A 26,994-nucleotide genomic window follows, 5' to 3' on the forward strand; every position below is an offset into this window, starting at 1 on the left:
TTATAAAATAAAAAGGAGTGACACCTAGTATGAAGTTCTAGAGGTTACTCCTTTTTCCTATTATTTAGGCTGTACCAGAAGTCTCATCCTACTTTCAGATCCATCTGCATTATAAGCGGATAAATAATACGGCCCCGGTTCTGGAGAGGAAACGAATGAGCGTAAAGTAAATGTTATCAAATGAAAAAATCTTTCTTTTCATTCTTCTTTTTATCGTTTTATAGGAGAATACTATGCTTCTTATTTCACCTACTGTATAATAAGAAAAAAGCACGAAAAGAGGTCATCTCATGCTAGAGGTTATTGCAACATGTTTAGAAGATGTGAAACGAATTGAACGAGCTGGCGGGAAGCGAATTGAATTAATTTCATCTTATACAGAAGGCGGTTTAACGCCGAGTTATGCATTTATAAAAAAAGCGGTAGAAGCAGTAAAAATACCGATTCACGTTATGATTCGTCCGCATGCGAAGTCTTTTACATATACGGAAGAAGAAATTGAAATGATGAAAGAAGATATTGTAGTTGCTCAGAAATTAGGAGTAGCTGGTGTTGTATTAGGTGTATTAAATGAAAGAAATGAAGTGGATGAAGAGAAACTAGCGGATTTATTATCTGTGGTAGATGGGATAAATGTCACATATCACCGTGCAATAGATGACATAGAAAATCCAGTAGAAGCGATGAGAACGTTAAAGAAGTTTCATAAAGTGACTCACGTCTTAACTTCAGGTGGACAAGGGAATATAGTTGATAATATTCCGGTGCTTACAGATATGCAAAAAGTAAGCGATGGTCAAATTCAGCTTGTTGTTGGAGCTGGTGTAACGAAAGAAAATATAAAGCAATTGCTAAATGAAACTGGAATTTCGCAAGCTCATGTCGGTACAGCGGTAAGAGAAGGGAAATCATGTTTTGCTGAAATTGATCCTAATTTAGTACAAGAATTAGTTCAAATCATACAATAAACAATTAAGAAAGAGGAGAAACGATGAAGGAAAATACGAAGAAAGAATTATTCTCATGGGCGAAAACGATAGGATTTACCCTTGTATTAATCGCAATTATTCGCGGTGTTTTATTTACACCGTCATTAGTACAAGGCGAATCGATGATGCCGACTTTAGAAAATAACGAACGAGTTCTCGTCAATAAGATTGGTTATAGTATAAGTGGATTAGAACGCTTTGATATTATCGTTTTCCATGGAAAAGAAGGATATGATTTAGTAAAACGAGTAATTGGTTTACCAGGTGATACAGTTGAGTATAAAAATGATGTTTTATATGTAAACGGCAAAGCGATGGAAGAACCATATTTAAAAGAGTTTAAAGAAAAAGCAGCAGGTCGTGTATTAACTCCAGACTTTACGTTAGAACAAATTACAGGAAAAACGAAAGTGCCAGAAGGCCAAGTGTTTGTATTAGGTGATAATCGTGAAGTTTCTAAAGACGGTCGTATGTTTGGATTTATTTCAGAAGATGAAATTGTCGGAAAAGGACAAGCTGTTTTCTGGCCGTTGAAACAAGTAAGAGCGCTATAAAGAAAGAAGTATGGGAGAAATATTCTTCCATACTTTTTTTATGCCTATTTATTTAAACGTTTGGTTTTGCTATAACTTGAGCTTTTGAAAGAGAGCCATCATTATTTCTAAATTTTATTTTATATTCACCTTCAGGAAGCCAATCACTCCAATTTATACTAAATTCATTGATCGCTTGCTCTCCAGGTTTTAAAGTTCCGTCAATCATCCAACAACCTTTAGCGTTATATAAAGTGTAACTAAAAGGAGAATCCCCTATATTTTTTACAAGAAGGCTTAATTCATCCCTGTGAGAATAGTTAAAGCTAGAAATACTTGATCCGAAAAAATGAATTTCTTCGTTCGCTATTTTATGATGTTGGGCAACTTTAGCAGTTGAATGAGTATCCTCATTTGTCGCAAATGTTACATTATAACCTATACAAAAAGATAACATAATAGCAGGAATCACTAGTAGCTTTTTCAAAAGAAACACTCCTTACATTTTGTTTTACATATATCATAATAATTTAAATATATTGGAAATGTAATAGTTTGATGTAAAGATTTACAAAAGTATTGGGTTATTTACGTTTTTGAAATTACTGAAAAATATATCGAGTCATACGTTTAAAAAAATATTGATAGAATTGAAAGAATATTTTATAATTTAAAATTATATGTTTGTTTCGAAAAATGGAATTTAAGTTCCGTAATTCGGAACAAGAAGGAGATAGAATGAGTATAAATAAAACGGCAGTTAAGACAATGGATATTTTAAAGTTGTTTTATGAGCATGAAGAACTTAGTTTAACAGAGATGGTTCAGCTTACAAGTATGCCGAAAACATCTGTTTATCGTTTAATTGGCTCGTTAGAAGAAATGGAGTTTTTACAAAAAAACAAAAAGGGGAAATATCATTTAGGAGTCGTTTTTTTACGGTTTGGTCAACTTGTATCACAAAGATTATCAGTAAGAAATATTGCGATTCCATATATGAAAGAGCTTAGAGGTAGTTTAGGGCAGGCAGTTAATTTAATTATTCAAGATGGTAATGACGCGATTTATGTGGAAAAGATGGAAGGCGTTCAGCCTGTACGTGTATATACAGCGGTTGGAAGAAGAGCACCACTTTATGCTGGTGCATGTCCGAGAATTTTACTATCGTATTTCTCAGAGGAAAAGAAACGGAAATACATAGAGGAAACGGATTTAAAACAGTTTGCAGATGGAACAATCGTAGATAAGGAACAATTGTTAGAAGTGTTACAAATGGCGAAAAAGGAAGGACATACGATTAGTTATTCGGAGTTAGAAAATCATACAGCAGCTATAGCAGCGCCTATTTTCGCAAGCGACGGAACGGTTGTAGCAGGCATTAGTATTTCAGGATTAGCAATTGAGTACAGCGAAAGTAACATTTCATATTTTATCGCTAAGGTGAAAGAGACAGCGAATCGCATTTCGAAAGAACTCGGCTTTTTGGCATAGAAAGAGGGAGTAGGATGAAATTTTCTGCGTTAGGGGATCAAGCAATTATTGTTACATTTGGTGAAGAAATCGGGATGGATGTATACGAAAAAGTACAACGACTATTTCAAGTGTTGCAGCAACATCCGTTTACAGGAATGATTGAATGCGTTCCGTCATTTACTTCATTGGCCGTTTACTATAATTTGTATGAAGTATGGAAGGGAAATGATAGAAAGATAAGACCGTATGATTACGTATGCCAATACATAGCTAGAATGTTAGATACGTATAAGGAAGAGCTGAAACGAGATGTGAAACATATTTCTATACCCGTTTGCTACGGGGGAGAATATGGACCTGATTTAGAAGAGGTGGCACATTATCACGGTTTACAAGTAGAAGATGTCATTCGCATACATAGTGAAACAACGTATTTTGTGTATATGTTAGGCTTTACACCAGGGTTCCCGTATTTAGGAGGACTATCAAAAGAACTAGAAACACCTAGAAAAGGAATACCGCGGTTACAAATCTCTCCTGGTTCGGTAGGGATTGGCGGAAATCAAACAGGTATTTATCCGCTTGAAACACCGGGTGGATGGAATATTATTGGCCGAACACCAATCTCCTTATTTAATCCGGAAGAAGAAACACCGACCTTTATTCAAAGCGGTATGTATTTACGATTTATCCCAATAACGAAGGAAGAGTACGTATCACTTGAGGGGGCTAAAGAATGGATGTAGAAGTTTTGCATGCAGGTATGTTTACAACAGTCCAAGATTTAGGGCGGTCTCATTACCAACAATACGGCGTACCTGTTGGCGGGGCTATGGATCAAAGTGCACTTCGGATGATCAATATGTTAGTTGGTAATGAAGAAAATGAAGCGGGACTCGAAATGACGATTATGGGACCGAAATTGTTAATAAAGAAAACGACTTTACTTGCGATTGGTGGAGCGGATATGGAACCGTTATTGAATGGGGAACGTATTCCATTGTGGCGTCCCATTTTAGCAGAAGAAGGTAGCATGCTTTGCTTTGGAAAAGTGAAAAGTGGTTGCAGAGCGTATGTAACTTTTGCAGGTGGTATCCATATTGATCGTACGATGGGAAGCAAAAGTACTTACATACGTGCTGCGATTGGAGGTATAGAAGGAAGAATGTTGAAAAAGGGTGACTACTTCCAAATTGGTGTACAACCAGAAATGGCGAATCGTTTCATTCAAGACTTACAAAAAGATGAGAGAATAAAAACGAAATGGGCAATTAGCAACAGCGTACTACCAAAGTATAAGAAACATCCTAAGCTTCGTGTCATAGCTGACTTTGAATATGATCAATTTACAGAAGAAAGTAGAAAGGCATTTTTTACGAAAGAGTATAAAGTATCTAATTATACTGACCGTATGGGCTATAGGGTTGAGGGAGAAGTATTAAATAGGATGGAAGAAAAAGAGATTTTATCGAGTCCTGTTACATTTGGAACCATTCAAGTTCCTAATGGTGGACAGCCGATTATATTAATGGCAGATAGGCAAACGACAGGTGGCTATCCGAGAATGGGAAATATCATTTCAGTAGATTTACCTCTTCTTGCTCAGTTAAAACCAGGGGACTATGTATCGTTTGAGAATATTACGCTGGAAGAAGCGGAACAATTGTACATAGAACAAGAAGTAAATATGAATCTATTAAAAAAATTCATCGCTTTACGAAGTCGAAATTAGGAGGAAAACATTGTGACTACAATTGATTTAAACTGTGATTTAGGAGAAAGTTTTGGCGCTTATAAAATGGGGAATGATGATGAAATTCTTCCGTTCATTTCCTCTATAAACGTTGCATGTGGTTTTCATGCGGGTGATCCGTCCGTTATGCGGCAAACGATTGAAAAGGCAATGCAGCATAACGTAGCGATAGGGGCACACCCAGGATTTCCTGATTTAATTGGATTTGGTAGAAGGAACATGAACGTTTCAGCAAGTGAAGTATACGATTATGTTTTATATCAAATTGGTGCATTAGACGCTTTTGTAAAAGCAGCTGGCGGGAAGATGCTTCATGTGAAACCACACGGTGCTCTTTATAATATGGCGGCAACTAATCCGGAAATTGCAGATGCAATCGCAAAGGCAATATATCATATGAATCCAAGTCTATTACTTTACGGATTAGCAAATAGCGAGGCGTTTATACAGGCTGCGGAAAAATACAATATAACTCTCGTACAAGAAGCTTTTGCAGATCGTACGTATAAGCAAGATGGCACATTAACGAGTCGTACGGAAGAAAATGCGCTTATAAAAAATGAAGATAAAGCGATAGAGCAAGTGCTTCAAATGGTGAAAGAAGGTTATGTAAATTCGGTGAATGGTGAGAAAGTAGCAGTTCAGGCGCAGACGATCTGTTTACATGGTGATGGAGAGAAAGCTGTACAATTTGCGAACAAAATATACAGAACATTCGAAAATAATGAGATTTCTATATGCGCACCGAAATAAAATAATGAGGGGAAGTGTTGGAATTGGTGAAATTAATCGGGATATTACTTGTTGCGGTGGGCTTTTTATTTAGATTGAATACACTTTTAGTCGTTATGGTTGCAGGTATTGTTACGGGGATGGTTTCGGGATTAAGCTTTTATGATGTAATCAGCATGTTCGGTAAATTTTTCATAGAAAATAGATATATGTCTATGCCTATCATATTAACTTTGCCGGTAATCGGAATTTTAGAGCGTTACGGTTTGAAAGAAAGAGCAGAAGCACTTATAACGAAATCAAAAGGTGCAACAACTGGAAGAGTATTAATGTCATATTTTACGATAAGAGAATCATCAGCAGCACTAGGTCTTAATATTGGTGGTCATGCACAAACAGTAAGACCGCTCGTTGCACCTATGGCAGAAGGGGCTGCGCAAGGTAAATACGGTAAGCTTCCTGAGAAGTTAAGAGAAAAGATTAAAGCGAATGCAGCCGCTGCGGAAAATACTGCTTGGTTTTTCGGAGAAGACATTTTTATCGCAACTGGTGCCATTTTATTAATGAAAGGATTCTTCGATTCAGTAGGTATGCATGTCGGTGTATGGGATATGGCACTTTGGGGTATTCCAACTGCAATATCGGCCCTTATCGTAAGCTGGATCAGATTTAGAAGATTTGATAAATATATAGCGAAAACGATGACAGCAAAAGAAAAAGAAGAGAAGGAGGCAATATAAGATGAATATTATTACAATGGATACAATCTATTACGTATTAGGTATAATTGTTGCCTTTATCGCTGTTCGTATCGCGTTTGATCGTGAGCATCCAAATCGATTTGGTTCTAGTCTATTTTGGGCATTGTTTGCAGTTACATTTTTATTCGGAAATGTAATTCCTTCGTTTTACGTTGGCTGTATCGTGCTCGCTATGGTCGTGTTAGCGTCAATGAATAAAGTAACAAAATCTCAGGAGAAAGAAGTACCAGTTCAAGAACGTGTGAAACATGCTGAGAAATTAAAAAATAAAATCTTTATGCCTGCACTATTAATTCCTATTTTTACAATTATCGGTACGTTAACGTTAGGGAAAATGAAATGGGGAAATGTCTCCCTTGTTGATCCAGACAAAGTAACGCTAGTAGCATTAGCCTTAGGAGCATTACTTGCATTCGTTGCGGCAATGCGTATTACAAAATCGAAAATAACAACGCCTGTACAAGAAGGAAGCAGACTATTACAAGCTGTAGGCTGGGCTGTTATTTTACCACAAATGTTAGCGGCACTTGGCGGTATTTTCGCGAAGTCTGGCGTTGGACAAGTCGTTTCTGATTTAGTCGGACAAGTGTTACCGACAGAGTATCCGTTCGTTGCTGTTATGGCGTATTGTTTAGGAATGATGCTTTTCACAGTCGTAATGGGAAATGCATTCGCAGCGTTTGCCGTTATTACTGGCGGAATTGGTTTACCTTTAATTGTACAAATGCACGGCGGAAACCCAGCAATTATGGCCGCTCTTGGTATGTTTGCTGGATATTGTGGAACATTGCTTACTCCAATGGCAGCAAACTTTAATATCGTTCCGGCAATGCTTTTAGAGCTAAAAGATAAAAATGCAGTTATTAAAGCGCAAGTACCAATTGCTCTTTCCATCTTTATTATCAATATGTTTATTATGTACGGCCTTGTATATCGTTTCTAATTAGGAGGGAAACTATGAAAACAGTATTACTAACAGGATTTGATCCATTCGGCGGAGAAAGCATCAATCCGGCTTGGGAAGTCGCAAAAAGTTTACATGAAAAAACAGTGGGAGGATACAAGATTATTAGTAAACAAGTACCAACTGTATTTCAAAAATCAATCAGCGTATTAAAAGAGTATATAGAAGAACTAAACCCTGAAATGATTATATGTATCGGACAAGCTGGGGGCAGACCAGATATTACGATAGAGCGTGTCGCAATTAACGTTGATGATGCAAGAATTGCTGACAATGAAGGGAATCAACCGGTAGATGTACCGGTTGTAGAAGAAGGACCGGCTGCCTATTGGTCTACACTTCCGATGAAAGCAATTGTAAAAAGACTTCAAGAAGAAGGCATACCAGCTTCCGTTTCACAAACAGCAGGTACATTCGTTTGTAATCATTTATTCTACGGACTCATGCATGAACTAGAGAAACAAGATAAGAAAATAAAAGGCGGATTTGTTCATATTCCGTTCTTGCCAGAACAAGCGAGTAATTATCCAGGCCAAGCAAGTATGTCACTTTCTACTATTCGTAAAGGGATAGAATTGGCAGTAGAGGTAACGGCGACAGTTGAGGTCGATATAGTGGAAATTGGGGGTGCGACGCATTAAGTAGAATGAATTGTACGACACCTCCTGTAAACAACTGGTATAATAAGTATAGCAATATACATAGAGGTGATTTTTGTGCAACAATTTGAAGAAGTACGTTTGATTTTAGAAAAAGCGAAGAAAATTACAGTATTAACAGGAGCTGGTGCAAGTACGGAAAGTGGTATTCCCGATTTCCGTTCAGCAAATGGATTGTATGCTGATGCGAATGTGGAGATGTATTTATCAAGAGGATATTATAATAGAAGTCCGAAAGAATTTTGGAAGCATTATAAAGAAATATTTCAAATCAATACGTTTCATCAATATAAGCCAAATCGTGGTCATCGTTTTTTAGCAGAGCTAGAAGAGCAAGGGAAAGATATTACGATTTTAACGCAAAATATTGACGGTTTACATCAATTAGGTGGTAGTAAACATGTTATTGATTTACATGGAACACTGCAAACTGCACATTGTCCGAAGTGTAAAACGGGGTATGATTTGCAGTATATGATAGATCATGAAGTGCCGCGCTGCGAGAAGTGTAATTTCATTTTAAATCCAGACGTTGTTTTATACGGAGATACATTGCCGCAATATCAAAATGCGATAAAACGTTTATATGAAACAGATGTGCTTATCGTTATGGGAACGTCATTAAAAGTACAACCTGTCGCTTCATTCCCACAAATCGCAAAGAGAGAAGTAGGAGCAACAACCATTTTAGTAAATGAAGAATTAACAGGACAAGAGTATAACTTTGATTTTGTTTTTCAAAATAAGATTGGTGCGTTTGTTGAAGGGGTATCTTCAATAAAATAAGTTATCGAAAAAACTGAGGTATTCACCTCAGTTTTTTATTTGGGTAATCACTGTTTAAAACATTTTAATAATGTAGCAACCACATCTCTATAACCTATAAAAAATGTTTTGGTTGGCAAAATAGCAGAATAGGAAGAAATGTTTTCTTTAACGAATACACAGTCGTCATAAAGTAAACTAATATGTAGCTGTTGTAAAGGTTCTATTTCGTTTTGCTTTAAGTATAAAACTAAATCATTATAAAGTTGCGTACTATACCCACTTACAGAACATTCTAATGAATGCTGACCTGCTATGCTAGTCCACCATACTTTAAAACTACACAGTAATTCTTTAAAGGATTCCTCATTACATAATTGAGTTTCAAAAAGCTTCTCATAGAAGATATTATTTTCCTCATAAAAAATTTGTAAATCATATCGGTCGTTAGCAATTTGTTTACGAAGTATATGCCATAATTCCTTGAAATGATCTTCAAAGTCAGTAGAGAAATTTACTTGTTTTGCTATGTAAGGAAATCTCAAATTTTCCTTTTTCTCTTTTTGGTTAAGATACATATTTTGAATGTAAATCATAAAGTTTAAACAAAATGATGTATTAGTATGTATTGTAAATGAATCTGTCATTTCATTTTCTCCTTAGTAATGTCTTTTATTGATTTATTTCTTAAGTATACAACCTTTCTTTTAGAATAACATTCATGTTATTCCTTAATAAGGGAATGGTAATAAATAGGATGTGAAATTAAAAAACTGAAAATTAAATCTTTTATTTCTTTTATAATTAATATAAAATTCTATATATATCATATAAATAAATTTGATACATAATGGTTCTACGTAGAAATGTTAATAGAATGAAGCGAGGGAGCGAAATGAGACAGAAAAAGGAGCAGAAGAAACAATCGAAAAAGAAAAAGACTCATATTCCTTTTCGGTTAAATGTACTATTTTTTATCGTCTTTCTTTTATTTTCAGCTATTATAATTCAATTAGGTAAAGTGCAAATCATTGATGGAGAAACGTATAGAAATGAAGTGAACAAAAAGGAAGACGTAACGGTAAGTACACCTGTTCCTAGAGGGAAAATGTTTGATCGACAAGGTCAGGTGATTGTAAATAACAAACCACTACGAACTGTTACATATACGAAAATGAAAGGAGTAGATTCGAAAGAAGTTTTACAAGTAGCAAGACAATTAGCACAGTTAATTGAAATGTCGCCAGAGGATATAGACAAGTTAACAGAAACAGACAAAAAGGATTTTTGGATGCAGTTAAATGAAAAGCGGGCAGCAGAAAAAGTAACGAAAGAAGATGAGAGTAAATTTAGGAAGCAGGAGATAGAAGGGAAAGAATTAGATAAAAAAGTTGAAGAGTTACGTAGGGAAAGAATTACACAAGAAGAATTAAGCGAACTTTCAAAAGAGGATTTAGAAGTATTAGCAATTAAAAGCAAAATGAATGCGGGATATAAAATGACGCCGCAAATCGTTAAAAAAGATGTAAGTCAAAATGAATATGCAGTCGTAAGTGAAAGATTGGCAAGCTTGCCTGGAGTAGATACGACAGTAGACTGGGAACGTGAATATCCAAATGATAAAATACTTCGTTCTATCCTTGGTAGCGTTTCTACTGAAAATGAAGGATTGCCAAGAGAACAATTAGATTATTACTTAGTACGTGATTATAACAGAAATGATCGTATTGGTAAGAGTTACATTGAAAAACAATATGAAGATGCACTCCATGGAACGAAAGAACAGACTAGAAGTATTACAGATAAAACAGGAAATGTGATTCGAAATGAAAAAGTAACCGAAGGAAAAAGTGGAAATAATTTAATGTTAACAGTGGATATGGAATTACAGAAAAAAGTAGAGCAAAGTCTTGAAAAGAATTTACGAGCATTTCATTCTGCAGAGCCGATGATGGATCGTGCATTCGTTGTAATGATGAACCCGAAAAACGGTCAAATTTTATCGATGGCAGGAAAGAAAATTGTAAATAAAGATGGCGGGATGCAAATAGAAGACTACGCTTTAGGAACGATGACAAGTTCTTATGAGTTAGGGTCAACTGTGAAAGGGGCTACATTATTAGCCGGTTATCAAACTGACACAATTAAGCCGTATACGCATTTCTTTGATGCACCAATGTATTTTAAAGGAAGCTCCAAGCCGAAGAAATCGTGGAAAGAATTTGGTGATATTGATGATTTAAGAGCTTTACAAGTTTCATCAAACGTTTATATGTTTAACACGGCTTTAAAAATGGCAGGTATAAATTATGTGCCAAACAATCCATTAGACATTAAACAAGAGACATTTAATAAAATGCGTTACTATTTTAGACAGTTTGGCTTAGGTGTACCGACTGGTATTGATTTGCCGAATGAATCGATTGGTCAAATGGGGAGAACAGATAACATACCTGGTTTTTTACTCGATTATGCGATTGGACAATACGATACATATACGCCGCTTCAACTTGCTCAATATATTTCAACCATTGCAAACGGTGGTTACCGAATGAAACCGCAAATTGTGCAAGAAGTGAGAGAGCAACCACATAGACCAGAGGATGTTGGAAAAGTTATTCGGTCTATTGAGCCAGTTATTTTAAATCGAGTGGATATGAACACCTCATACATTAATCATGTAAAAGAAGGATTTAGAAGAGTTTTTCAAGAGAATGATGGAACTGGTACTGCAACGTTTAAAGGATTACCATATAAACCAGCTGGAAAAACAGGAACAGCTGAAACCGTGTATGGTGGAGAAAGTGAAATTGGAAGAGATGAAAACAATAATAGAAAAAAATGTTATAATTTAACTCTTGCCGGTTATGCACCATATGATGCTGATCCAGAAGTAGCTTTTTCAGTTGTTGTACCATGGGTAAATGATGACAAATCAGGAATTAATTCCGCGATTGGTAAAGAGATTTTGGATGCGTATTTTGAATTGAAAACGAAAAGATCGGGTGGAAATCCAGTCCCAGTAGAGCAGCCGAACAAGGCCCAGTAAAAATAATATCACTGCATTGAGACATATGGTGCAGTGATATATTTTTGATTTAAAAAGCGTTTGAATAAGGTGGGAATGGATATGAAACAGGAGATTAAGAGAGGTTGGGGGAAATACATACTCTTCGTGTTTGTTTTGGTAATAGCTTATCATTCTTTTACTTTATGTAAAGTGGAAGGGAAATCGATGCAACCGACTTTATATGAAGAAGACTACGTATTTGTAAATAAAGCAGCCGTACACTTTTCCGATTTAGAGCATGGAGAAATTGTCATTATAAAGGAAGAGGATGAATCAAAATATTATGTGAAACGAGTAATAGGACTTCCTGGTGACGTAATTAACATAACGAATGGATCTGTATATGTGAATGATAAAAAACAAGAAGAACCGTATACAAATAAAGATTTGTTCAATAATACGCAAGTGTTTTATAACTTTCAAAAGACAAAAATCCCGCCAAATAAGTTATTTGTAATGGGAGATAATCGTGAACTTAGTAGAGATAGTCGAAACGGTTTAGGATATATTGAAGAAGATAATATAATAGGAAAAGTGGAATTTGTATATTATCCTTTTTCAAAAATGAAGATCATAGAATAAGTGGGGATTTACAAAACCCCACTTATTAACGTTTCACTTTACCTTCTTTAAAAAACCTTTTGGGTTAAATGATATGAAAAACTTATGCTTAGATTCATCGATTATGAAATTGTTATTTGTAGCTAAAAACTCTTCAACTGCTTCCATTGGACCAGGCCCCCAATCGGGAGAAACAGGATTTCCATTAATAGATGTATCTTCTACGATAATATAACTGCCTGTAGTAACGATAGATTTATAAAGCAACAATTCTTTTGCTACATGTTCTTTACTATGATCAGAATCTAAAATAACTAAAATTACATCATTAGGTTTGCGCATACTTAATATTGTTTGCACAGCGGTTACTGAAACAGAGGAAGCTGTTAAATACGTAATGCGATCATGGGATGGACGATTTGGTTGTGGAAATATATCGATAGTAAGAACGTGACCTTTTCCAATTAAATCTAATATAGAAGCTAAATATAGTGCACTACCACCATAACAAGTGCCACATTCAATAATTAAGTCGGGTTTTAATTCGTAAATCATTTCTTGATACAAAAATAGATCAGAAGGAAGTTTGAGAATGGGGACTCCAAGCCAATGTGTATCATATAACCAGACTCGACTATCGTAAAATTGTTTTAAAAATTCGCTGCTTATGTTATCGATTTTGAACACTCCTTTCTGAAACGAAAGTTGTACAATATATTATGTGAAATATAATTGTAAGGAGAATGTTTTTTAATAAAATTGAGCAAAATACCTCATTAAAAACCAATTGTTTGTATAATAAAAAACTTTTTGCAGGAAGTTACAGTTTAAATCTGTAAATGAAGGGAAAAGGAAAGGAGATGAACGTATGTATAAGTACACAATTTGTTTCATTAGAAAAGGAAAGAAAATACTCTTATTGAATAGAAACAAAAAGCCGAATATGGGAATGTGGAATGGTGTTGGTGGAAAAATTGAAGACAATGAAACACCATATGAAGGAATAATTAGAGAAACGCTTGAGGAAACAGGCATAGATTTTCCAAGTGTAACGTATAAAGGGAATGTAGTTTTTAAAAGTAAGGACGAGCCTCAGGGGCGTGAAGGAATGTACGTATTCCTTGCTGACCTGCCAGATGGAGTACATATGGACACACCAGTAAGTACGGCGGAAGGATTATTAGAATGGAAAGAAATTGATTGGATATTAAATAAGGATAATAGAGGTGTAGTTAGCAATTTACCAAAATACTTACCGATAGTATTAACAGAAGAAAATAAGTTAGAGCATATATTCACGTACGATAATGGGAATATTATTCATTACACAACTTCATTTTTGACAGATGATAATGCGAACAAACGATATGTAAAAAAAAATCTTTCATACTCAAGTTAATAAAATATTTCAAAGAGCAATTAGCATTTGTATGTTGATTGCTCTCATTATATATGCGAGGTGATGATATGTTTCAGAAATACAATTCATTGGCCATAATCGTTATATGTACGATGTTCCTTTTTGTAGCCTGTTCTAAAAGTGATACAGAACTTAAAGACATTCAAAAAGTAGATTACCTCGTATCCTATTCAAATGCAATGAAAGCCGGTGGTTACATATATGCATATGATAAGAAAGGAAATGAGATTAGTAAAATAGAAGTGGATGGCCAAAGTATAATGAGTAATGCAAAAGATGGGGAGGGGTACTACTTCTCATCAAATAGAAATAACAATCATTATGTAATTAATAAGATTGGTAAGGTACAAGGGATCAATATTCCTAAAGAATTACAAGATGTAAACGCAGGGGCATATTTTATACATGCAGAGCAAGGTTATAAATTTTATGATGTGAACATTGGGCTGGTAGACGAAAAGAAAGGATATACAAGTGAACTCGTATATTGGAAAGAGAATGATAAAAGGCAAGAAAGTGTAGAACTAAAGGGAACGATTCAAGGTGCGCATATTATTGAGAATCATATATACGCATTTTCACAAACGCTAGATAAAGTATATATTTCAGAAATAGATTTGGTCACAAATAAAAAAACAAACGAATTTGAAATTCCTAATGAAAATGTGTATTTTGCACCAACTCCTCAAAAAGTAATTTTTCAAAAGTATAAAGATAAACTAATACTCGCATTAAGTGATAATGTAAATCAAAAGTTGTCTTCTAAATTAATGATGATAAACCCGAAAACTAAAGTAGTGGAAAAAGAAACGGTATTAGATGACAAGCAATTCATACCTGTTTTAGTGCAGGTGTATGATAATAAGGTGTACGTTTTAAATCATGATGAAAAAATAAAAGAGTTAGATGAGAATTTGAATATCATACGTACATATTCATTACAAAGTGACAAAAATACAAAAATCGCTAGAGAGGACAAATGGATTTCGGATATACAAGTACATGGTAATAAGTTATACATCTTATACAAAGATATGAATCCAAAGAGTGAAACGAAACAATTGGTAGCTGAGATTGAAGGATATGATTTGTTAACAGGAGGAAGTATTGAAAAGACTACTTTACAATTAGAGAGGAAATGGGATGATATTACCTTTCTTGTATTAAAAGAGTAAAAAAATGATTTGAAGGGGGTAACTCAAATTATGACATTCAAAAACGAGGAAGAACTAAATAAAGCTTTCGAGGCGGCCAAAGCGAGTCTAGAAATAGAAGGCATGACTGTTACAAAGGAAATGGAAAAAATTATAAAAGAAAAGGTATCCGGAAAGATAACGCACGAGCAACTTATTACATTAGCTGATGTGATTGCAAGACGTGGACGTACTTAACAATCTAGAAACCATCACAAAATTTTTAAAAATAAACGGGGAAAAAGAGATGGTAGATCCATCTCTTTTTCATATGCTCCATGATTAACTGCGAATCGCCTTAATCAGAAAACGATGTTGCTTCACATCAAAATAACCTTTTTGTAAGATGATTTCATGTATACGATATAATTCCTCACAATACCTTTCAACAGTAAAATTAGGGATTTGCCACGGAATCGCTTTTAAATAATAGACGATAGCGCCAATGTCATAAAAGCGTTGAAAAGGGAACTCTTCTTTTTCTTCTAAAATAGTAAATCCATTTTCCTTTAACTCAATGCATGCAGCTTCGAGCGACCAACTTGCAAATTCGTTATTTAGAGGTGCGTTAAACTGCTCATTAAGTTCCGCGCAATCAAGGCCGCCAACTTGTTGTGTAAGAAATATTCCATTAGGAGCAAGGATTCTGTTTACCTCAGAGGCAGCATATGATTCATGTTGATTTATGATTAAATCAAACTGACCATCTTGAAATGGTAAAGCAGTATCATCAATTACTTCGACGACTGTAACCCCTAGAGGCTCTAACTTTTTTCGAGCAATTGGCACGTTTGGAGCGTAGCCCTCAGTAGCATAAATAGTTGACGGGAACGGTTGTAACATAGATAAAAACTCTCCGCCGCCAGTCCCCATATCGAGCATTGATTTAGCACGCTGCATAAGCTGATAAGCAGTGCTACCATACGACCATGATAAAGGCTCGCTCTTCATTCGGCCCGTTTCTGAAATGAAAGAAAAATCCCAGCCACTAAAGTTTGTATTTGTACTCTCTAATAAAGTTAAAAATAATGGATCACGTTTCATAAATTTGTCCTCCTATTTCATAAATGAATGATATGATGAGAAAGGAAAAAGGGAGGACCTCTTATGAAAGAGAAGCGGTTTTACGTTTCATGTTCGAATAGATTCATATACATTCGCTCCTTGTGAGAATGGTTATTTATATATTCGGGATAGTTGAGTGGAATTCCTTTGAAGTTATTAGGGAAGGTAGTTGCGTAATGAAAAACTGGATAGAGTTTACGGACAAAGAGGATGAACAAATTTGGGACAAGATATATAGTGAACTTAAGTTTTCACCAAGTCTTTCTATATTCCCATCATTTAAGGTGCCAAGTCCTTTTGTTACATATGATATTTCTCATTGCTTTGGAGAGTCGATAAACGATCTGGAAAGTAAAGCGTTACAAGCCTTTCAAGAAATTACAGCATCGAATGAATATATCATGGCACTGTATTGGCAACATGAGTGTTATTGGGTGAATCCACATGTAGAGTTTGAAAGAAATGAATTTGATGAGTGGATAATACCTGTATTTCCAAATGGAGATTACTATTTCTTTATTCAAAAGGACTTTAAGTGGGGCTATTTAGGTCACCCTTGGGAGAAGAGTATAACGATATTTGGAAAAGAACTTATAGAAAGCTTTGACCGAAATAAGCCGAAAATGTTTCAAAATATTTTAAGACAAGGGTAATGTTTGAAAGAGAAAACCGCTTATACTTCATTCTTGAAGCATAAGCGGTTTCGTTTAAAATACTTAAAAAGAAAAATCTTTTGGCAAATTACCATTTTTAATAACCGTTCGTAACCCATGTTTTATAATCCAAGGATTAACTGGATGCTGTTTATCACGTAATTGCTGCAACCATTGAAAAACAAGTTCTTTATCTTCTTTCGTAATATCATTAATATGATTGGCTACAGATTTTTGAACATATTTAGAAGGGTCATTCATTAATGGTTCAAGAAACTGTAAATTGTACTGAAAGTCACCTTTCAGAGCTCCTATTTTTTTAGCCCAAGGAAGTCTTGGTCTTGTACCTTCAGAAACTAATCTTCTAATGTGGCTGTTTTCATCATGAATCCACTTTTGTAATATGTTTAGTGTGTCTTCATGGTATGTTTCAAGAAAAGGACGAATGGCATATTCAGCAGTATTCCTTTTCGTTATTTCATACATGGCGTTGAAAGAGGATTCAAAATTGTTAAGCCCATATTTTTCAACGTATTTTGCGATAGGCATGTACATATATCCGTTTGTAAACGTGCCTACTTCTGTTGTATTTTCTGGGCCTAACGTTTTCAGTAATATATGTATTGCTTCATTAAAATCTTTTTGTAAAGCATTGTGTAATTCATCTGCCATTACTTCAATACGCTGCTTTAACTCTAAATTTTCAACTTTACATGTTACGGAAGACACAAAGTTTCTTTTAGAGAAAGTAGGATCGTGTTTACAAATAGAATCAGCCATTTTTTCTGCTAATTCTTCGTTAAACAAAAATTTTAGCGGAACATATTTACCCATTTTTTCACCTCAGTGGTCAGTTGAAAACAAGTTTTATTTTTTAATCGACAATCCATAAACTAAAGTCTCACTCGGAGTCGTAATACTAAAACCTGTCGTCTTATAATCAAGTTTCACTGTATCACCAGTGTAGTCTTTCGTAAATGAATCCATTTGTACGATAAAATCAGCATCTTCATATATAACGTCATCTGCATTATATGTATCCCAAATTAAATCTACATCAACGAAAATACTACAAGAGTTTGTCATTGTCCCTCTAACGCGAATGATCTTTTTGTCTTCACGTTCTAATCTATGTATAGCTGCTATTGCTTCATCAGTAATACGAATGTTCATTGTATCCCAACCTTTATTTATATTTCCTTTATTATTGCAAAAACAGGGGCAATAGGGAAGTAAAGAGGTTTGCAATAAAAAACGAGCAAACAAATTAGTTTGCTCGTTTCACTTTATCCGACTTTAATGGGCAGTAAGACCCCCACCTCAAAATGCAGCGAAAGAAAAGAAGTTAGGTGGGGGATCAACTGTCCATAAAAGTCCGATTGGTTCAACTAATAATCCGTGGGGGATGAAGAAAACCCCCACGGATTAAAGTTTCACTTTATTTTAGTTCACATTTATCAAGTGGAATCACTTTTGTTTTTTTCGTAAATTTATATCCTAACCATAGTACTAAGAAGAGTGGTAAACCGATGTAAGAAACGAGTACGCCGTTCCAGTCGATTGACTCACCCATAAATGCGCCGTAGTTTTGTCCTAAAATTACGATGATACAAAGTGTAAATGCGAAAATTGGTCCGAACGGGAACCATTTTGCTCTATAAGGTAAGTCATTTAAATCTTTTCCTTGTGCAATATATGCTTTACGGAAACGGTAATGACTAATTGCGATTCCAACCCAAGCGATAAAGCCAGACATTCCTGATGCATTTAATAACCAAATGTATACAACACCGTCACCGAATAGAGAAGCAATGAAAGCGATACTACCGACAATTGATGTTACGATTAATGCGTTAACAGGTACACCGCGGCTATCTAATTTTCCTAAGAATTTTGGTGCTTTTCCTTGGCGAGCTAAATCCCAAAGCATACGAGTTGAAGCATACATACCAGAGTTACCAGCAGACAGCACTGCCGTTAAAATAACAGCGTTCATAACAGAAGCAGCGAAGGCAACGCCCGCTTTTTCAAAAATAAGTGTAAATGGACTTACTGTTACATCACTTGCGGCAAGACTTTCGGTTGTATAAGGAATTAATAAACCGATAACGAGAATCGCAAGGATATAGAATAAAAGGATACGCCAAAAGATCGAACGAATTGCTTTCGGAATATTACGCTCTGGATCAGATGTTTCACCAGCAGCTACACCTAATAATTCAGTACCTTGGAATGAGAAACCAGCTGCCATAAATACACCGATAATTGCCATGATGCCGCCATTAAATGGTGCATCTGCAACAGTGAAGTTTTTGAAGCCAACAGTTTCGCCGCCCATAATTCCGAAAATCATCATGAAACCGACAATTAAAAAGATAATAATAGTAACTACTTTAATAAGTGCGAACCAATATTCAGATTCACCAAACCCTTTAACAGATAAGTAGTTTAAAAGGAAAATAATAGCTAAACATAATCCGCTCCAAATAAGAGAAGGGGTATCAGGAAACCAAAATTTCATAATTAATGTTACCGCCGCTAGTTCAGCAGCGATAGTAATTGCCCAGTTATACCAATAGTTCCATCCGAGTGCAAAGCCAAGTGATGGATCAACAAATTTTGTTGCGTACGTGCTAAAAGATCCAGTAACAGGCATGTAAGCTGCGAGTTCAGCTAGGCTTGTCATTAAAAAGTAAACCATAATTCCAATTGCGGCGTATGCAATTAATGCGCCACCAGGTCCAGCTGAATGGATGACACCACCGCTGGCAAGAAATAGTCCGGTACCAATTGTACCGCCGAGAGAAATCATCGTAAGGTGCCGAGATTTTAGACCGCGTCTTAATTCACCTTTTCCTTTTGTAGTTTCTGTTTTAGAGGTAGCTTGATTCGTTGCGCTATTCATGTTCAACACTCCTTTTCTTGTAAGATAGGAAGGAGCGGGGGAGAAAAATACAAAAAACCGCCAAAGGAATTTGGCGGAACGTTTCACAAATAACCACCCCATCATACCCTTCCGTTAAGATAGCACCCCACGTTTACACGGTAATTTTGTAAACGTGACAGTTCTGTTCCTTTCGGAGACAGCCCCAGCTCATATTTCCAGAGAAGAAATATAAACTTCGGCAACTTTTCCTTTCAAACGGAGTCTTAGACATTCTCTGTATCTCGTCCGTTTTACTCTTAAAAGTCGCAACCTCTACCTCATCGGATTGATGAGGATTTATATATTGCTAAGATTTTTAATATATGGCAATTGTAATGAGTTTCTGAATATATTGCAAGATATTTTGTAGGAAAAAATCAAAAAATATCGGTTATTGTATAGGAAACGCTTGCAAAACTCCACCCGAACCTACTATTATGTAACAATAAGCAAAGAAAAAATTGTTATACAAATGTTTCGCAAAAAATATTGAAAAACCCTTCAAAAATTAAAAGAAAATTCAGAAAATATAATTCGACATTCATAATCAGGTCATATTTTTTGATATAATTAGAGTAACGTGTAAGTAAAAAAGGGGAAATCAAAATGAAATTAGAAACAGAAAGGCTCTATATAGTGCTTTGTACAGAAGAGAGTATACACGTTGCTAACGAGCAAGGATATAATAGTGGTCCGCATATTGTAGGGCATGTAGAAAATGTAAAACAGGATAAGGATTTATTACCTTGGGGCGCCTGGTATGTCATTCGAAAAGAAGATGACATCGTTCTAGGCGATATAGGGTTTAAAGGGAAACCAAATGAGGAACATACAGTAGAAGTTGGTTACGGTTTTATTGAGAAATATTGGAATAAAGGGTATGCGACAGAAGCTGTAAGAGAACTAATAAATTGGGCTTTTCAAACTGGAGAGGTAGAAATGATTATTGCGGAGACACTTCTTGAAAATCAAAGCTCCATTCGGGTATTAGAGAAATTACATATGAAGAGAATGGGTACTACAGAAACAATGATTAATTGGAAATTAGAAAAATAAAAAATACCGCTCGAAGTGTATCGGGCGGTATTTTTATTGTTATGGAAGCATTTGTTTTTGTTCATTCGGATATCCAGTTGTCGGTGTGTTAGAACGATTGGAATGATTGCGAACAGCAATGAAAATAGAAATAATAACGACAAGACCAATTGCCACGTAAGAAAGTGAAATAATAGTTGGATCCACTTTAAATGTAGTAAGTAGTGTACGAATGTTTGTAAAGATTATAAGGCCACCAACTAATACGCCAAGTAAATGAGAAGGAACGATGCGTACTAACCATGCAGCGATTGGTGCCGCAACGATACCACCGAGCATGAGAGAAAATACCCAAACCCAACTTACTTGTTCCCAACCGAGTGAGATGAAGAAACCAATTGTTGCGGCAAGTGAAACAGGAAACTCGCTCGTATCTACAGATCCGATAACTTTTCTAGCTTCATTTCCTCTTGCCAAAAGTACAGGTGTCGTAATCGGACCCCAGCCACCACCACCAGTTGAATCAACGAATCCAGCGAATAAGCCAAGCGGAACAAGCTGTTTAGCAGACATACGTTTATTTGAAGTAACAATCTGTTTTTGAATGATGAATCGTAATAAAATATAAACCCCTAAAGTAAATAAAAATACGGAAATGTACGGTTTAATGACATCGCCAGGTAAATTACTTAAAAAACATGCCCCAACAAATGCACCAATTGCTCCTGGTAATGTAAGCCTGGAAACGGTGTATTTATCAACGTTCCCAAATTTGAGGTGAGATGCACCAGAAGCGGCGGTTGTAACAACTTCAGCTAAATGAACAGATGCGGAAGCTACAGCCGGTGCGATACCAAACATTAGTAAAAGTGAGGTAGACGTTACCCCGTACGCCATTCCAAGCGCTCCATCGATTAATTGAGCGAAAAATCCAATAATAGCAAAGACAATTAATTTCTGCATAAAAAATCCCCCTGTAATAGTAAATGAAAAAGGCACTTTTCCCGTGTGAGAAAAGTGCCTTTGGTTTTTCCAATCAGCAATATTGAAATTTGTTTCATTATAATACACATTAATCGTATAAATCAACTAGGTTTTAAAGTTTTTTGAATTGAATGAAAGAAAAATAAAATATACAATAAAAGGATGGAGAGAAAGGGGAGAAAGACATGTTACGATTTGATCATCTCGTTCACGCAGTTCATGGCACACCGGAAGAAGCGGCAAAACAAATGCAGGAGCGTGGATTTCATACTGTACTAGGCGGAGAGCATGCTACTTGGGGTACTTGGAATAGTTTATGTTATTTTGATTTATCTTATATAGAATTTTTAGCAGTTCAACATGAAGAAAAAGCGAAGAAAGCAGACAATCCATTAGTACAAGAAACAGTAGTGAAATTACAAGATGGAGAAGGAATGCTACAAATCGCAATTCGAACAGATGCCATTGAAGAACTAGCAGTTAAATTTAGTAAGCACGGTATACATACGATAGGACCATTTGAAGGGAAACGCATGAGAAAAGATGGCCGCCTTTTAGAGTGGAAAATGTTATTTATAAAGCAAGAAGAGAACGGACCGAAATTACCTTTCTTTATACAATGGAATGAAACGGACGAAGAAAGAAGAAACGATTTACGTAACATAGGAACGATTACTGAACATAAAAACAACGTACAACAAATTGAAACGATTCATTACGCAGTGAAAAATGTTCGAGAAACAGTACAGAAATGGAAAGAAGTAATGGAGCTATATGCAAGTCCGGTCGTGAAAAATGAAGAATGGAATGTGGAGTGTCAAAGTGTATCGTTTGGTGACATTCAAGTACAGTTTTGTGAACCAATCGGAGAAGGGCTAGTACTACAATATTTGAAGAATCATGGCGAATATCCATTTGCAGTAGAATTTAAAGGGGAAAATAAACGGGAGTATGAAGTGTTAGGTAGTTTGTACATATATTGATAGAGGTGAACGCTTTGGAAGAAATGTATAGAGAGATAGAGAGAAGACTGGAATGGCCTCTTATTTTGAAAGCGACTGTTATTTCAAAAGGATTTTCATTCGATGAAAAATATAAAATTGAATTAGAAAGTGGAGAAATATATTTTATAAAAGTATGTGACTCTTCGTATTATGAACGGAAGCAGAAAGAATATGAATATATGCAGCGGCTAGAGCTATTGCATATTCCCATGCCAAAATTACTTCATTTCATTAGTCTGACTGAATTAAATAAATGTGTACAAGTTTTTGAGTGGATTGATGGATTAGATGGTGAAGAAATATTAATGACTTTGTCTAGTGAAGAGCAGTATAGGGCTGGAAAAAAGGCTGGAGAAGTGCTAAAAAAGGTTCACTTAGTTGAAAAACAAGATAAAAGTAATTCATGGGAAACGTCTATATGGAGTAAATATGAGAGATACTTAGAAGCGTTGAAAGAATATGAAGTAGACTTTCTAAATTTAAATACAGTGCTAGATTTTGTAGAAAATCATAAAGATTTATTAAAAAATCGTCCCGTCGTATTTTTGCATGACGATTTTCATCCGTCTAATATAATGATTGACCGAAATGATTTTCGGGCTGTCATTGATTTTGCTAGATTCGATTTTGGCGATCCGATTCATGATTTTCATAAAGTAGCACTATTTACAACGAATATAAGCAAACCATTTGCGGTTGGACAAGTTCACGGTTATTGCGGAGGCGAACCTGATCTACATTTTTGGAAACTGTATTCATTATACGCAGCAATGACATTCCCAGCGGATATCGTTTGGACTAACCGAAGCACACCCCATTTAGTAAATGATATGAAGGAAAGATTAAACGGAATTTTAGAAGATCATAATCAATTTTCATCCTATATTCCAAAATGGTACCAATTAAGTGAATTTAATAAATAAAGGAGGAATACATATGGACAAAATTGCGGTAATTTCAGATATACATGGTAATATTCCAGCTTTAGAATCTGTACTGCAAGATATTAAATTGAGAGGAATCAAACGCATAATTTGCCTTGGAGATTTAGTCGGAAAAGGTCCTCATTCTAGCGAAGTAATTGAAATCATTCGTAAAGAATGTGAAGTAGTTGTAATGGGGAACTGGGATGATTTCATCACAAAACCGACGGAATTTGAAGCGTTAAAATGGCATCAAAAACAACTATCGGAAGAACAAAATGACTATTTAAGAAGGTTACCATTTTCAATCGAGTTTTATATGAGTGGAAAACTCATTCGAATGTTTCACGCTTCACCGAGAAGTTTATATGAAAGAATACAACCACACGCTTCAAGAGAAGAGCGTATTAGTATGTTCGAAAACAGTGAGTTCACGGAGAATATAGAAGGAGAAAGAAAACCAGATGTCGTTTGCTACGGTGACGTTCACCAAGCATTCGTTCAAAATTTCAGAGGGAAAACGTTATGTAATGCTGGTAGTGTAGGAAATCCGCTTGAAATTACACAAGCTTCTTATTTAATATTCGAAGGGATTTACAATGAAAAAGAAGCAGCGAGCTTTTCCATACAACTCGTACGTGTACCGTATGATATTGAATTAGCTATCAGACTAGCAAAAGAACTCGATATGCCAGAAATTGAAGAATACAAACAAGAATTACGAACTGCATTGTATCGAGGTTTTAAGGGAAAGTAAGCCAATCATAATATATCAACGATTTTTCAAATATATCTATCATAACTTAAAATATATCAACGATTTTTTCAATATATCAACGATTCGACAAAGGATATCGACTTACCGACAAATAGTGACATAAAAAGTTAATTATAATTTTGTTATGTAAACTAAATGAAGGGAGAAATATCATGAACCGAAAACAATGTATAAAAGAAATTGCTAATCATATTTTAATGTTAAATGTAACGCATCCAACAAGAGTTGGAGTAGGCGGTATTACAGCATCAGGAAAAACAACATTTGCAAACGAAGTAGCGGAAGAAATAAAAAAACGAGGGTTACCAGTAACGCGCGCTAGCATTGACGATTTTCATAACCCAAAAGTGATTCGTTATACACAAGGTAAAGAATCTGCAAGAGGGTATTATGAAGATGCACACGATTATACAGCTTTTAAAGAAAGACTATTAAAACCTTTAGGACCTAATGGGAATTTACAGTATGAAACGATTTCTCATAATTTAAAAACGGATATTCCTGTACATAATGAGCCGTTAATGGCTCAACCCAATATGGTACTCATAGTAGATGGAACATTTCTATTAAAAAAAGACGTTGAGCATTTATTTGATTACAAAATCTTTGTAGATACAGATTTTGAGATTGCGAGAAAACGTGGTGCAAAGCGCGAGACTGAGGCTTTTGGAAGTTATGAAGAAGCTGAAAAAATGTTTTTAAACAGGTATCATGCGGCTTGTAAGATGTATATAGATGAGCATAATCCGAAAGAGTGTGCGGATGTTGTATTTCAGAATACTGATTTAGCAAATCCAGAACTTATATTTCAAGAGCGAATGTAATACACAATCAAAAGTATATGTATAGCCTTTTATTAATAGTTATAATTCTCGTATAATTATATTAGCTTTAGAAAGTGAAAAACGGGGGATAAGGCAATAAGAAACGCAAAAAGGGGAGAAAAAATATAATGAATGAAGTACTAGAATTAAAAGAAGAACTGCTACAAATTAAAAATAACAATTATGCTGTACCAAAAGACGTAGATGCATATCCATATGCGCAGTGGATGCTAGATTATATCGGATCACCTGATGCTGAATTACGTGATGATTTAATTTATAGTACGCTTCACACATGGATTACAAATGATGTATTTAGACAAAAAGAGCTACGAGGGTTAATGTTACAAGCAATTAGTCCTGATTATTTATTTTATAAAATTGGTGAAAAGGGAACAGACTCTGTTTTTAAACGTGCGTTTTCTGTTTTAATTCCACCACTTATTTTATCTGTTCATGAAAGAGAACCGTTGCTATCTGAAGAACAACTATACAGCGTAGCAGAACAAGTGCTGGAATATGTATATTTAGAAGAAGATGTAAGAGGTTATGTAGAAGGAAAAGGATGGGCACACTCTACTGCACATGCAGCGGATGCGCTCGATGCATTAGCACGTACAATACAAAATCGTGAGTTTTCATATGCGATTCTTGCAGCTGTTCGTCAGAAAGTTCGCCTAAATGACTATGTTTACATACACTTTGAGGATGAGAGATTAGTAACGCCAATTATGTCGTTACGTAATCAAAATCTTTTAACAGAAGAAGAGTGGAGCAACTGGTTACATAGTATAGCAATTGTTGAAGACATCCCGCATCCTCAGTATGATATTTTAGTACAAAATATTAGAAATTTCTTAAGAAGTTTTTATTTCAGAGTTTTAGAGACAGAAGGTAGTACAGCCTTTACAGATGATATATTGGAAACTTTGAAGGGGTTGCGTAGGTATTAAAAATACATTTTTCTAAAAGGAAATTACATAAAACCAACACCTCCCAACCATACTAAAAAAAGTGTTGGAGGTGAAGGTTATGGACAATAAAGACTTTGAAAAAGTGTATAATGAATACTTACATCATGGAGAAGAGCAAGCTCAATTTGAAGTAGACCATGAAGTCAATTCAGGAGCAGAACAAATTGTTGCTGTTCGTAAAAATGATGATGGCGATTTAATAGCTTTTAAAACAAGTAGCGGGAGAGAGTTAGATTATATGACTGCTCTTAGTGAAGCGAAATCAGGGAAGTTAGCTCATGTGGACGTATTTCATAAGTATGGTAGAGATATTATACGAAGTGAACCGGATGGAATAAAAGAAAATAACTTAGATAATTTACCTTCATTTTAAACGGGTAAACCTCAAGAAGAGAATGTTCATTTGGATATTCTCTTCTTTGTGTTGCGAAGTTTTCCTAGCAAATAGACAATTCATTTTTAAAGTGCGATCATACTTTTAAAGAGCACTCTAAATTTCTCTTTATCTTCTGCTGTAAATGGTTTCGGTCCTTTTGTACGCTTACCACTTTTTCGAACCATTGCACTTAAATATCGTGTTTGTAACAATTGTTCAATGTTATCATTCGTATACTTATAGCCTTTATGATGTAGAACGATACAGCCTTTTGCTAATGCAAGCGAAGCAAGACCGTAATCTTGTGTTACGATTAAATCTTCTTTTTTTGCTAACTGCATAATGCGGTAATCTGCAGCATCTGCTCCGGAATCAACATAAATTGTTTCCACACCTTTAGGCTGCTGAGCATTAGAATAATGAGAAAAGCTAGTAACGAGGGTTACAGGGATTTCTGCATTCGTAGCCTCTAAAATAATTACATCTTTTACAGGACAAGCATCTGCATCAACGTAAATTTTCATCTTTATCACTCCTATAACTAGGTTCGTGTTGATAATAATGGTAGATTTAGGTTTT

Annotated in this window: 32 protein-coding genes and 1 riboswitch; of the genes, 23 read left to right on the forward strand and 9 right to left on the reverse strand. The window is 35.3% G+C overall.

The features are described 5' to 3' along the window. Positions 1 to 290: 290 nt before the first annotated feature. Together MR070_RS11560 and lepB (MR070_RS11565) are read left to right on the forward strand one after the other, a co-directional pair. On the forward strand, positions 291 to 968 hold the full coding sequence (locus MR070_RS11560) for a copper homeostasis protein CutC (RefSeq protein ID WP_242261314.1): 678 nt from the start codon (positions 291 to 293) through the stop codon (positions 966 to 968). 23 nt (positions 969 to 991) lie between these two features. Next, positions 992 to 1,543 (forward strand): signal peptidase I, encoded by a 552-nt coding sequence (gene lepB, locus MR070_RS11565; RefSeq protein ID WP_000662493.1) that lies wholly within the window; start codon positions 992 to 994, stop codon positions 1,541 to 1,543. Between the two features lie 52 nt (positions 1,544 to 1,595). On the opposite strand, the gene MR070_RS11570 is transcribed toward lepB (MR070_RS11565), so the two are convergent. Continuing rightward, complete coding sequence (locus tag MR070_RS11570; RefSeq protein ID WP_000735606.1) at positions 1,596 to 2,009, reverse strand: hypothetical protein; 414 nt, start codon at positions 2,007 to 2,009, stop codon at positions 1,596 to 1,598. 251 nt (positions 2,010 to 2,260) lie between these two features. On the opposite strand from MR070_RS11570, the gene MR070_RS11575 reads away from it, so the two are divergent. The 8 genes from MR070_RS11575 (at position 2,261) to MR070_RS11610 (ending at position 8,650) form a co-directional block, all read left to right on the forward strand. Continuing rightward, positions 2,261 to 3,013, forward strand: a complete 753-nt coding sequence (locus MR070_RS11575; protein WP_242261315.1) for an IclR family transcriptional regulator — start codon at positions 2,261 to 2,263, stop codon at positions 3,011 to 3,013. Positions 3,014 to 3,027: 14 nt separating this feature from the next. Next, entirely contained in the window at positions 3,028 to 3,741 is a 714-nt protein-coding gene (gene pxpB / locus MR070_RS11580) for a 5-oxoprolinase subunit PxpB (RefSeq protein WP_000672258.1), read from the forward strand. Then, a complete protein-coding gene (locus tag MR070_RS11585; RefSeq protein ID WP_242261316.1) occupies positions 3,732 to 4,727 on the forward strand; it encodes a 5-oxoprolinase subunit C family protein in 996 nt (331 codons plus the stop codon). The genes pxpB and MR070_RS11585 overlap by 10 nt, the downstream gene beginning before the upstream one ends. Before the next feature lie 12 nt (positions 4,728 to 4,739). Next, positions 4,740 to 5,501 (forward strand): 5-oxoprolinase subunit PxpA, encoded by a 762-nt coding sequence (pxpA, locus tag MR070_RS11590; protein ID WP_242261317.1) that lies wholly within the window; start codon positions 4,740 to 4,742, stop codon positions 5,499 to 5,501. 23 nt (positions 5,502 to 5,524) lie between these two features. Continuing rightward, positions 5,525 to 6,220 carry a DUF969 domain-containing protein gene (locus MR070_RS11595; RefSeq protein ID WP_000239802.1) on the forward strand — a complete coding sequence of 232 codons (696 nt, stop codon included), beginning with the start codon at positions 5,525 to 5,527 and terminating at the stop codon, positions 6,218 to 6,220. Position 6,221: 1 nt separating this feature from the next. Then, positions 6,222 to 7,184 carry a DUF979 domain-containing protein gene (locus MR070_RS11600; protein ID WP_242261318.1) on the forward strand — a complete coding sequence of 321 codons (963 nt, stop codon included), beginning with the start codon at positions 6,222 to 6,224 and terminating at the stop codon, positions 7,182 to 7,184. A gap of 14 nt (positions 7,185 to 7,198) precedes the next feature. Further along, positions 7,199 to 7,846 (forward strand): pyroglutamyl-peptidase I, encoded by a 648-nt coding sequence (gene pcp / locus MR070_RS11605; RefSeq protein WP_242261319.1) that lies wholly within the window; start codon positions 7,199 to 7,201, stop codon positions 7,844 to 7,846. 75 nt (positions 7,847 to 7,921) lie between these two features. Beyond that, complete coding sequence (locus MR070_RS11610) at positions 7,922 to 8,650, forward strand: NAD-dependent protein deacylase (RefSeq protein ID WP_001183780.1); 729 nt, start codon at positions 7,922 to 7,924, stop codon at positions 8,648 to 8,650. Between the two features lie 47 nt (positions 8,651 to 8,697). Here MR070_RS11610 and MR070_RS11615 read toward each other — a convergent pair whose 3' ends face one another. After that, entirely contained in the window at positions 8,698 to 9,276 is a 579-nt protein-coding gene (locus MR070_RS11615) for a hypothetical protein (RefSeq protein WP_000132287.1), read from the reverse strand. 248 nt (positions 9,277 to 9,524) lie between these two features. On the opposite strand from MR070_RS11615, the gene MR070_RS11620 reads away from it, so the two are divergent. Both MR070_RS11620 and lepB (MR070_RS11625) read left to right on the forward strand, forming a co-directional pair. Then, a complete protein-coding gene (locus tag MR070_RS11620) occupies positions 9,525 to 11,678 on the forward strand; it encodes a peptidoglycan D,D-transpeptidase FtsI family protein (protein WP_001249214.1) in 2,154 nt (717 codons plus the stop codon). An 81-nt stretch (positions 11,679 to 11,759) separates the two neighbouring features. Further along, positions 11,760 to 12,281 (forward strand): signal peptidase I, encoded by a 522-nt coding sequence (lepB, locus tag MR070_RS11625; RefSeq protein WP_000806877.1) that lies wholly within the window; start codon positions 11,760 to 11,762, stop codon positions 12,279 to 12,281. 33 nt (positions 12,282 to 12,314) lie between these two features. Here lepB (MR070_RS11625) and MR070_RS11630 read toward each other — a convergent pair whose 3' ends face one another. Beyond that, complete coding sequence (locus tag MR070_RS11630) at positions 12,315 to 12,947, reverse strand: CmcI family methyltransferase (RefSeq protein WP_014481705.1); 633 nt, start codon at positions 12,945 to 12,947, stop codon at positions 12,315 to 12,317. Between the two features lie 181 nt (positions 12,948 to 13,128). On the opposite strand from MR070_RS11630, the gene MR070_RS11635 reads away from it, so the two are divergent. The 3 genes from MR070_RS11635 (at position 13,129) to MR070_RS11645 (ending at position 15,071) form a co-directional block, all read left to right on the forward strand. Then, the gene (locus tag MR070_RS11635; protein ID WP_000280172.1) at positions 13,129 to 13,659 is read left to right on the forward strand and encodes an NUDIX hydrolase; all 531 of its coding nucleotides are present in this window, start codon (positions 13,129 to 13,131) and stop codon (positions 13,657 to 13,659) included. Between the two features lie 68 nt (positions 13,660 to 13,727). Beyond that, the gene (locus tag MR070_RS11640; RefSeq protein ID WP_242261320.1) at positions 13,728 to 14,855 is read left to right on the forward strand and encodes a hypothetical protein; all 1,128 of its coding nucleotides are present in this window, start codon (positions 13,728 to 13,730) and stop codon (positions 14,853 to 14,855) included. Between the two features lie 30 nt (positions 14,856 to 14,885). Beyond that, entirely contained in the window at positions 14,886 to 15,071 is a 186-nt protein-coding gene (locus MR070_RS11645; RefSeq protein ID WP_000143190.1) for an antitoxin VbhA family protein, read from the forward strand. 84 nt (positions 15,072 to 15,155) lie between these two features. On the opposite strand, the gene MR070_RS11650 is transcribed toward MR070_RS11645, so the two are convergent. After that, positions 15,156 to 15,917 carry a class I SAM-dependent methyltransferase gene (locus tag MR070_RS11650; RefSeq protein ID WP_000817607.1) on the reverse strand — a complete coding sequence of 254 codons (762 nt, stop codon included), beginning with the start codon at positions 15,915 to 15,917 and terminating at the stop codon, positions 15,156 to 15,158. Between the two features lie 197 nt (positions 15,918 to 16,114). Here MR070_RS11650 and MR070_RS11655 point away from each other — a divergent pair, with 197 nt between their 5' ends. Continuing rightward, on the forward strand, positions 16,115 to 16,591 hold the full coding sequence (locus MR070_RS11655) for a DUF2716 domain-containing protein (RefSeq protein WP_242261321.1): 477 nt from the start codon (positions 16,115 to 16,117) through the stop codon (positions 16,589 to 16,591). A 63-nt stretch (positions 16,592 to 16,654) separates the two neighbouring features. Here MR070_RS11655 and MR070_RS11660 read toward each other — a convergent pair whose 3' ends face one another. The 3 genes from MR070_RS11660 to MR070_RS11670 form a co-directional block, all read right to left on the reverse strand. Further along, positions 16,655 to 17,425 (reverse strand): DNA alkylation repair protein, encoded by a 771-nt coding sequence (locus MR070_RS11660; protein WP_242261322.1) that lies wholly within the window; start codon positions 17,423 to 17,425, stop codon positions 16,655 to 16,657. A 33-nt stretch (positions 17,426 to 17,458) separates the two neighbouring features. Beyond that, positions 17,459 to 17,764, reverse strand: coding sequence for an iron-sulfur cluster biosynthesis family protein (locus MR070_RS11665; RefSeq protein ID WP_044792978.1), 306 nt, complete (start codon positions 17,762 to 17,764; stop codon positions 17,459 to 17,461). 265 nt (positions 17,765 to 18,029) lie between these two features. Continuing rightward, a complete protein-coding gene (locus MR070_RS11670) occupies positions 18,030 to 19,496 on the reverse strand; it encodes an amino acid permease (RefSeq protein WP_139865997.1) in 1,467 nt (488 codons plus the stop codon). A gap of 112 nt (positions 19,497 to 19,608) precedes the next feature. After that, positions 19,609 to 19,801: riboswitch (Lysine riboswitch) on the reverse strand. Between the two features lie 322 nt (positions 19,802 to 20,123). On the opposite strand from MR070_RS11670, the gene MR070_RS11675 reads away from it, so the two are divergent. Beyond that, positions 20,124 to 20,573 carry a GNAT family N-acetyltransferase gene (locus MR070_RS11675; RefSeq protein ID WP_242261323.1) on the forward strand — a complete coding sequence of 150 codons (450 nt, stop codon included), beginning with the start codon at positions 20,124 to 20,126 and terminating at the stop codon, positions 20,571 to 20,573. Between the two features lie 39 nt (positions 20,574 to 20,612). Here MR070_RS11675 and MR070_RS11680 read toward each other — a convergent pair whose 3' ends face one another. After that, a complete protein-coding gene (locus MR070_RS11680) occupies positions 20,613 to 21,515 on the reverse strand; it encodes a sulfite exporter TauE/SafE family protein (protein ID WP_139895255.1) in 903 nt (300 codons plus the stop codon). A gap of 206 nt (positions 21,516 to 21,721) precedes the next feature. Here MR070_RS11680 and MR070_RS11685 point away from each other — a divergent pair, with 206 nt between their 5' ends. The 6 genes from MR070_RS11685 to MR070_RS11710 all read left to right on the forward strand — a co-directional run bounded on the left by MR070_RS11685 (position 21,722) and on the right by MR070_RS11710 (position 26,412). Further along, positions 21,722 to 22,519, forward strand: a complete 798-nt coding sequence (locus MR070_RS11685) for a VOC family protein (protein ID WP_242261325.1) — start codon at positions 21,722 to 21,724, stop codon at positions 22,517 to 22,519. A gap of 14 nt (positions 22,520 to 22,533) precedes the next feature. After that, positions 22,534 to 23,463, forward strand: coding sequence for an aminoglycoside phosphotransferase family protein (locus MR070_RS11690; RefSeq protein ID WP_242261326.1), 930 nt, complete (start codon positions 22,534 to 22,536; stop codon positions 23,461 to 23,463). Between the two features lie 13 nt (positions 23,464 to 23,476). Next, positions 23,477 to 24,220 carry a metallophosphoesterase family protein gene (locus MR070_RS11695; protein WP_139895257.1) on the forward strand — a complete coding sequence of 248 codons (744 nt, stop codon included), beginning with the start codon at positions 23,477 to 23,479 and terminating at the stop codon, positions 24,218 to 24,220. A 173-nt stretch (positions 24,221 to 24,393) separates the two neighbouring features. Further along, entirely contained in the window at positions 24,394 to 25,065 is a 672-nt protein-coding gene (locus tag MR070_RS11700; protein WP_242261327.1) for a nucleoside/nucleotide kinase family protein, read from the forward strand. A 128-nt stretch (positions 25,066 to 25,193) separates the two neighbouring features. After that, entirely contained in the window at positions 25,194 to 26,018 is an 825-nt protein-coding gene (locus MR070_RS11705) for a DUF2785 domain-containing protein (protein WP_138321748.1), read from the forward strand. A gap of 79 nt (positions 26,019 to 26,097) precedes the next feature. Then, positions 26,098 to 26,412: a DUF3892 domain-containing protein gene (locus MR070_RS11710; RefSeq protein WP_138321750.1), complete on the forward strand. Its 315-nt coding sequence runs from the start codon at positions 26,098 to 26,100 to the stop codon at positions 26,410 to 26,412. Between the two features lie 86 nt (positions 26,413 to 26,498). On the opposite strand, the gene MR070_RS11715 is transcribed toward MR070_RS11710, so the two are convergent. Then, positions 26,499 to 26,939, reverse strand: coding sequence for a YaiI/YqxD family protein (locus tag MR070_RS11715; protein WP_138321752.1), 441 nt, complete (start codon positions 26,937 to 26,939; stop codon positions 26,499 to 26,501). Positions 26,940 to 26,994: the final 55 nt, after the last annotated feature.

The organism is Bacillus cereus group sp. BfR-BA-01453 (assembly GCF_022662915.1).
Classification (GTDB): domain Bacteria; phylum Bacillota; class Bacilli; order Bacillales; family Bacillaceae_G; genus Bacillus_A; species Bacillus_A paranthracis.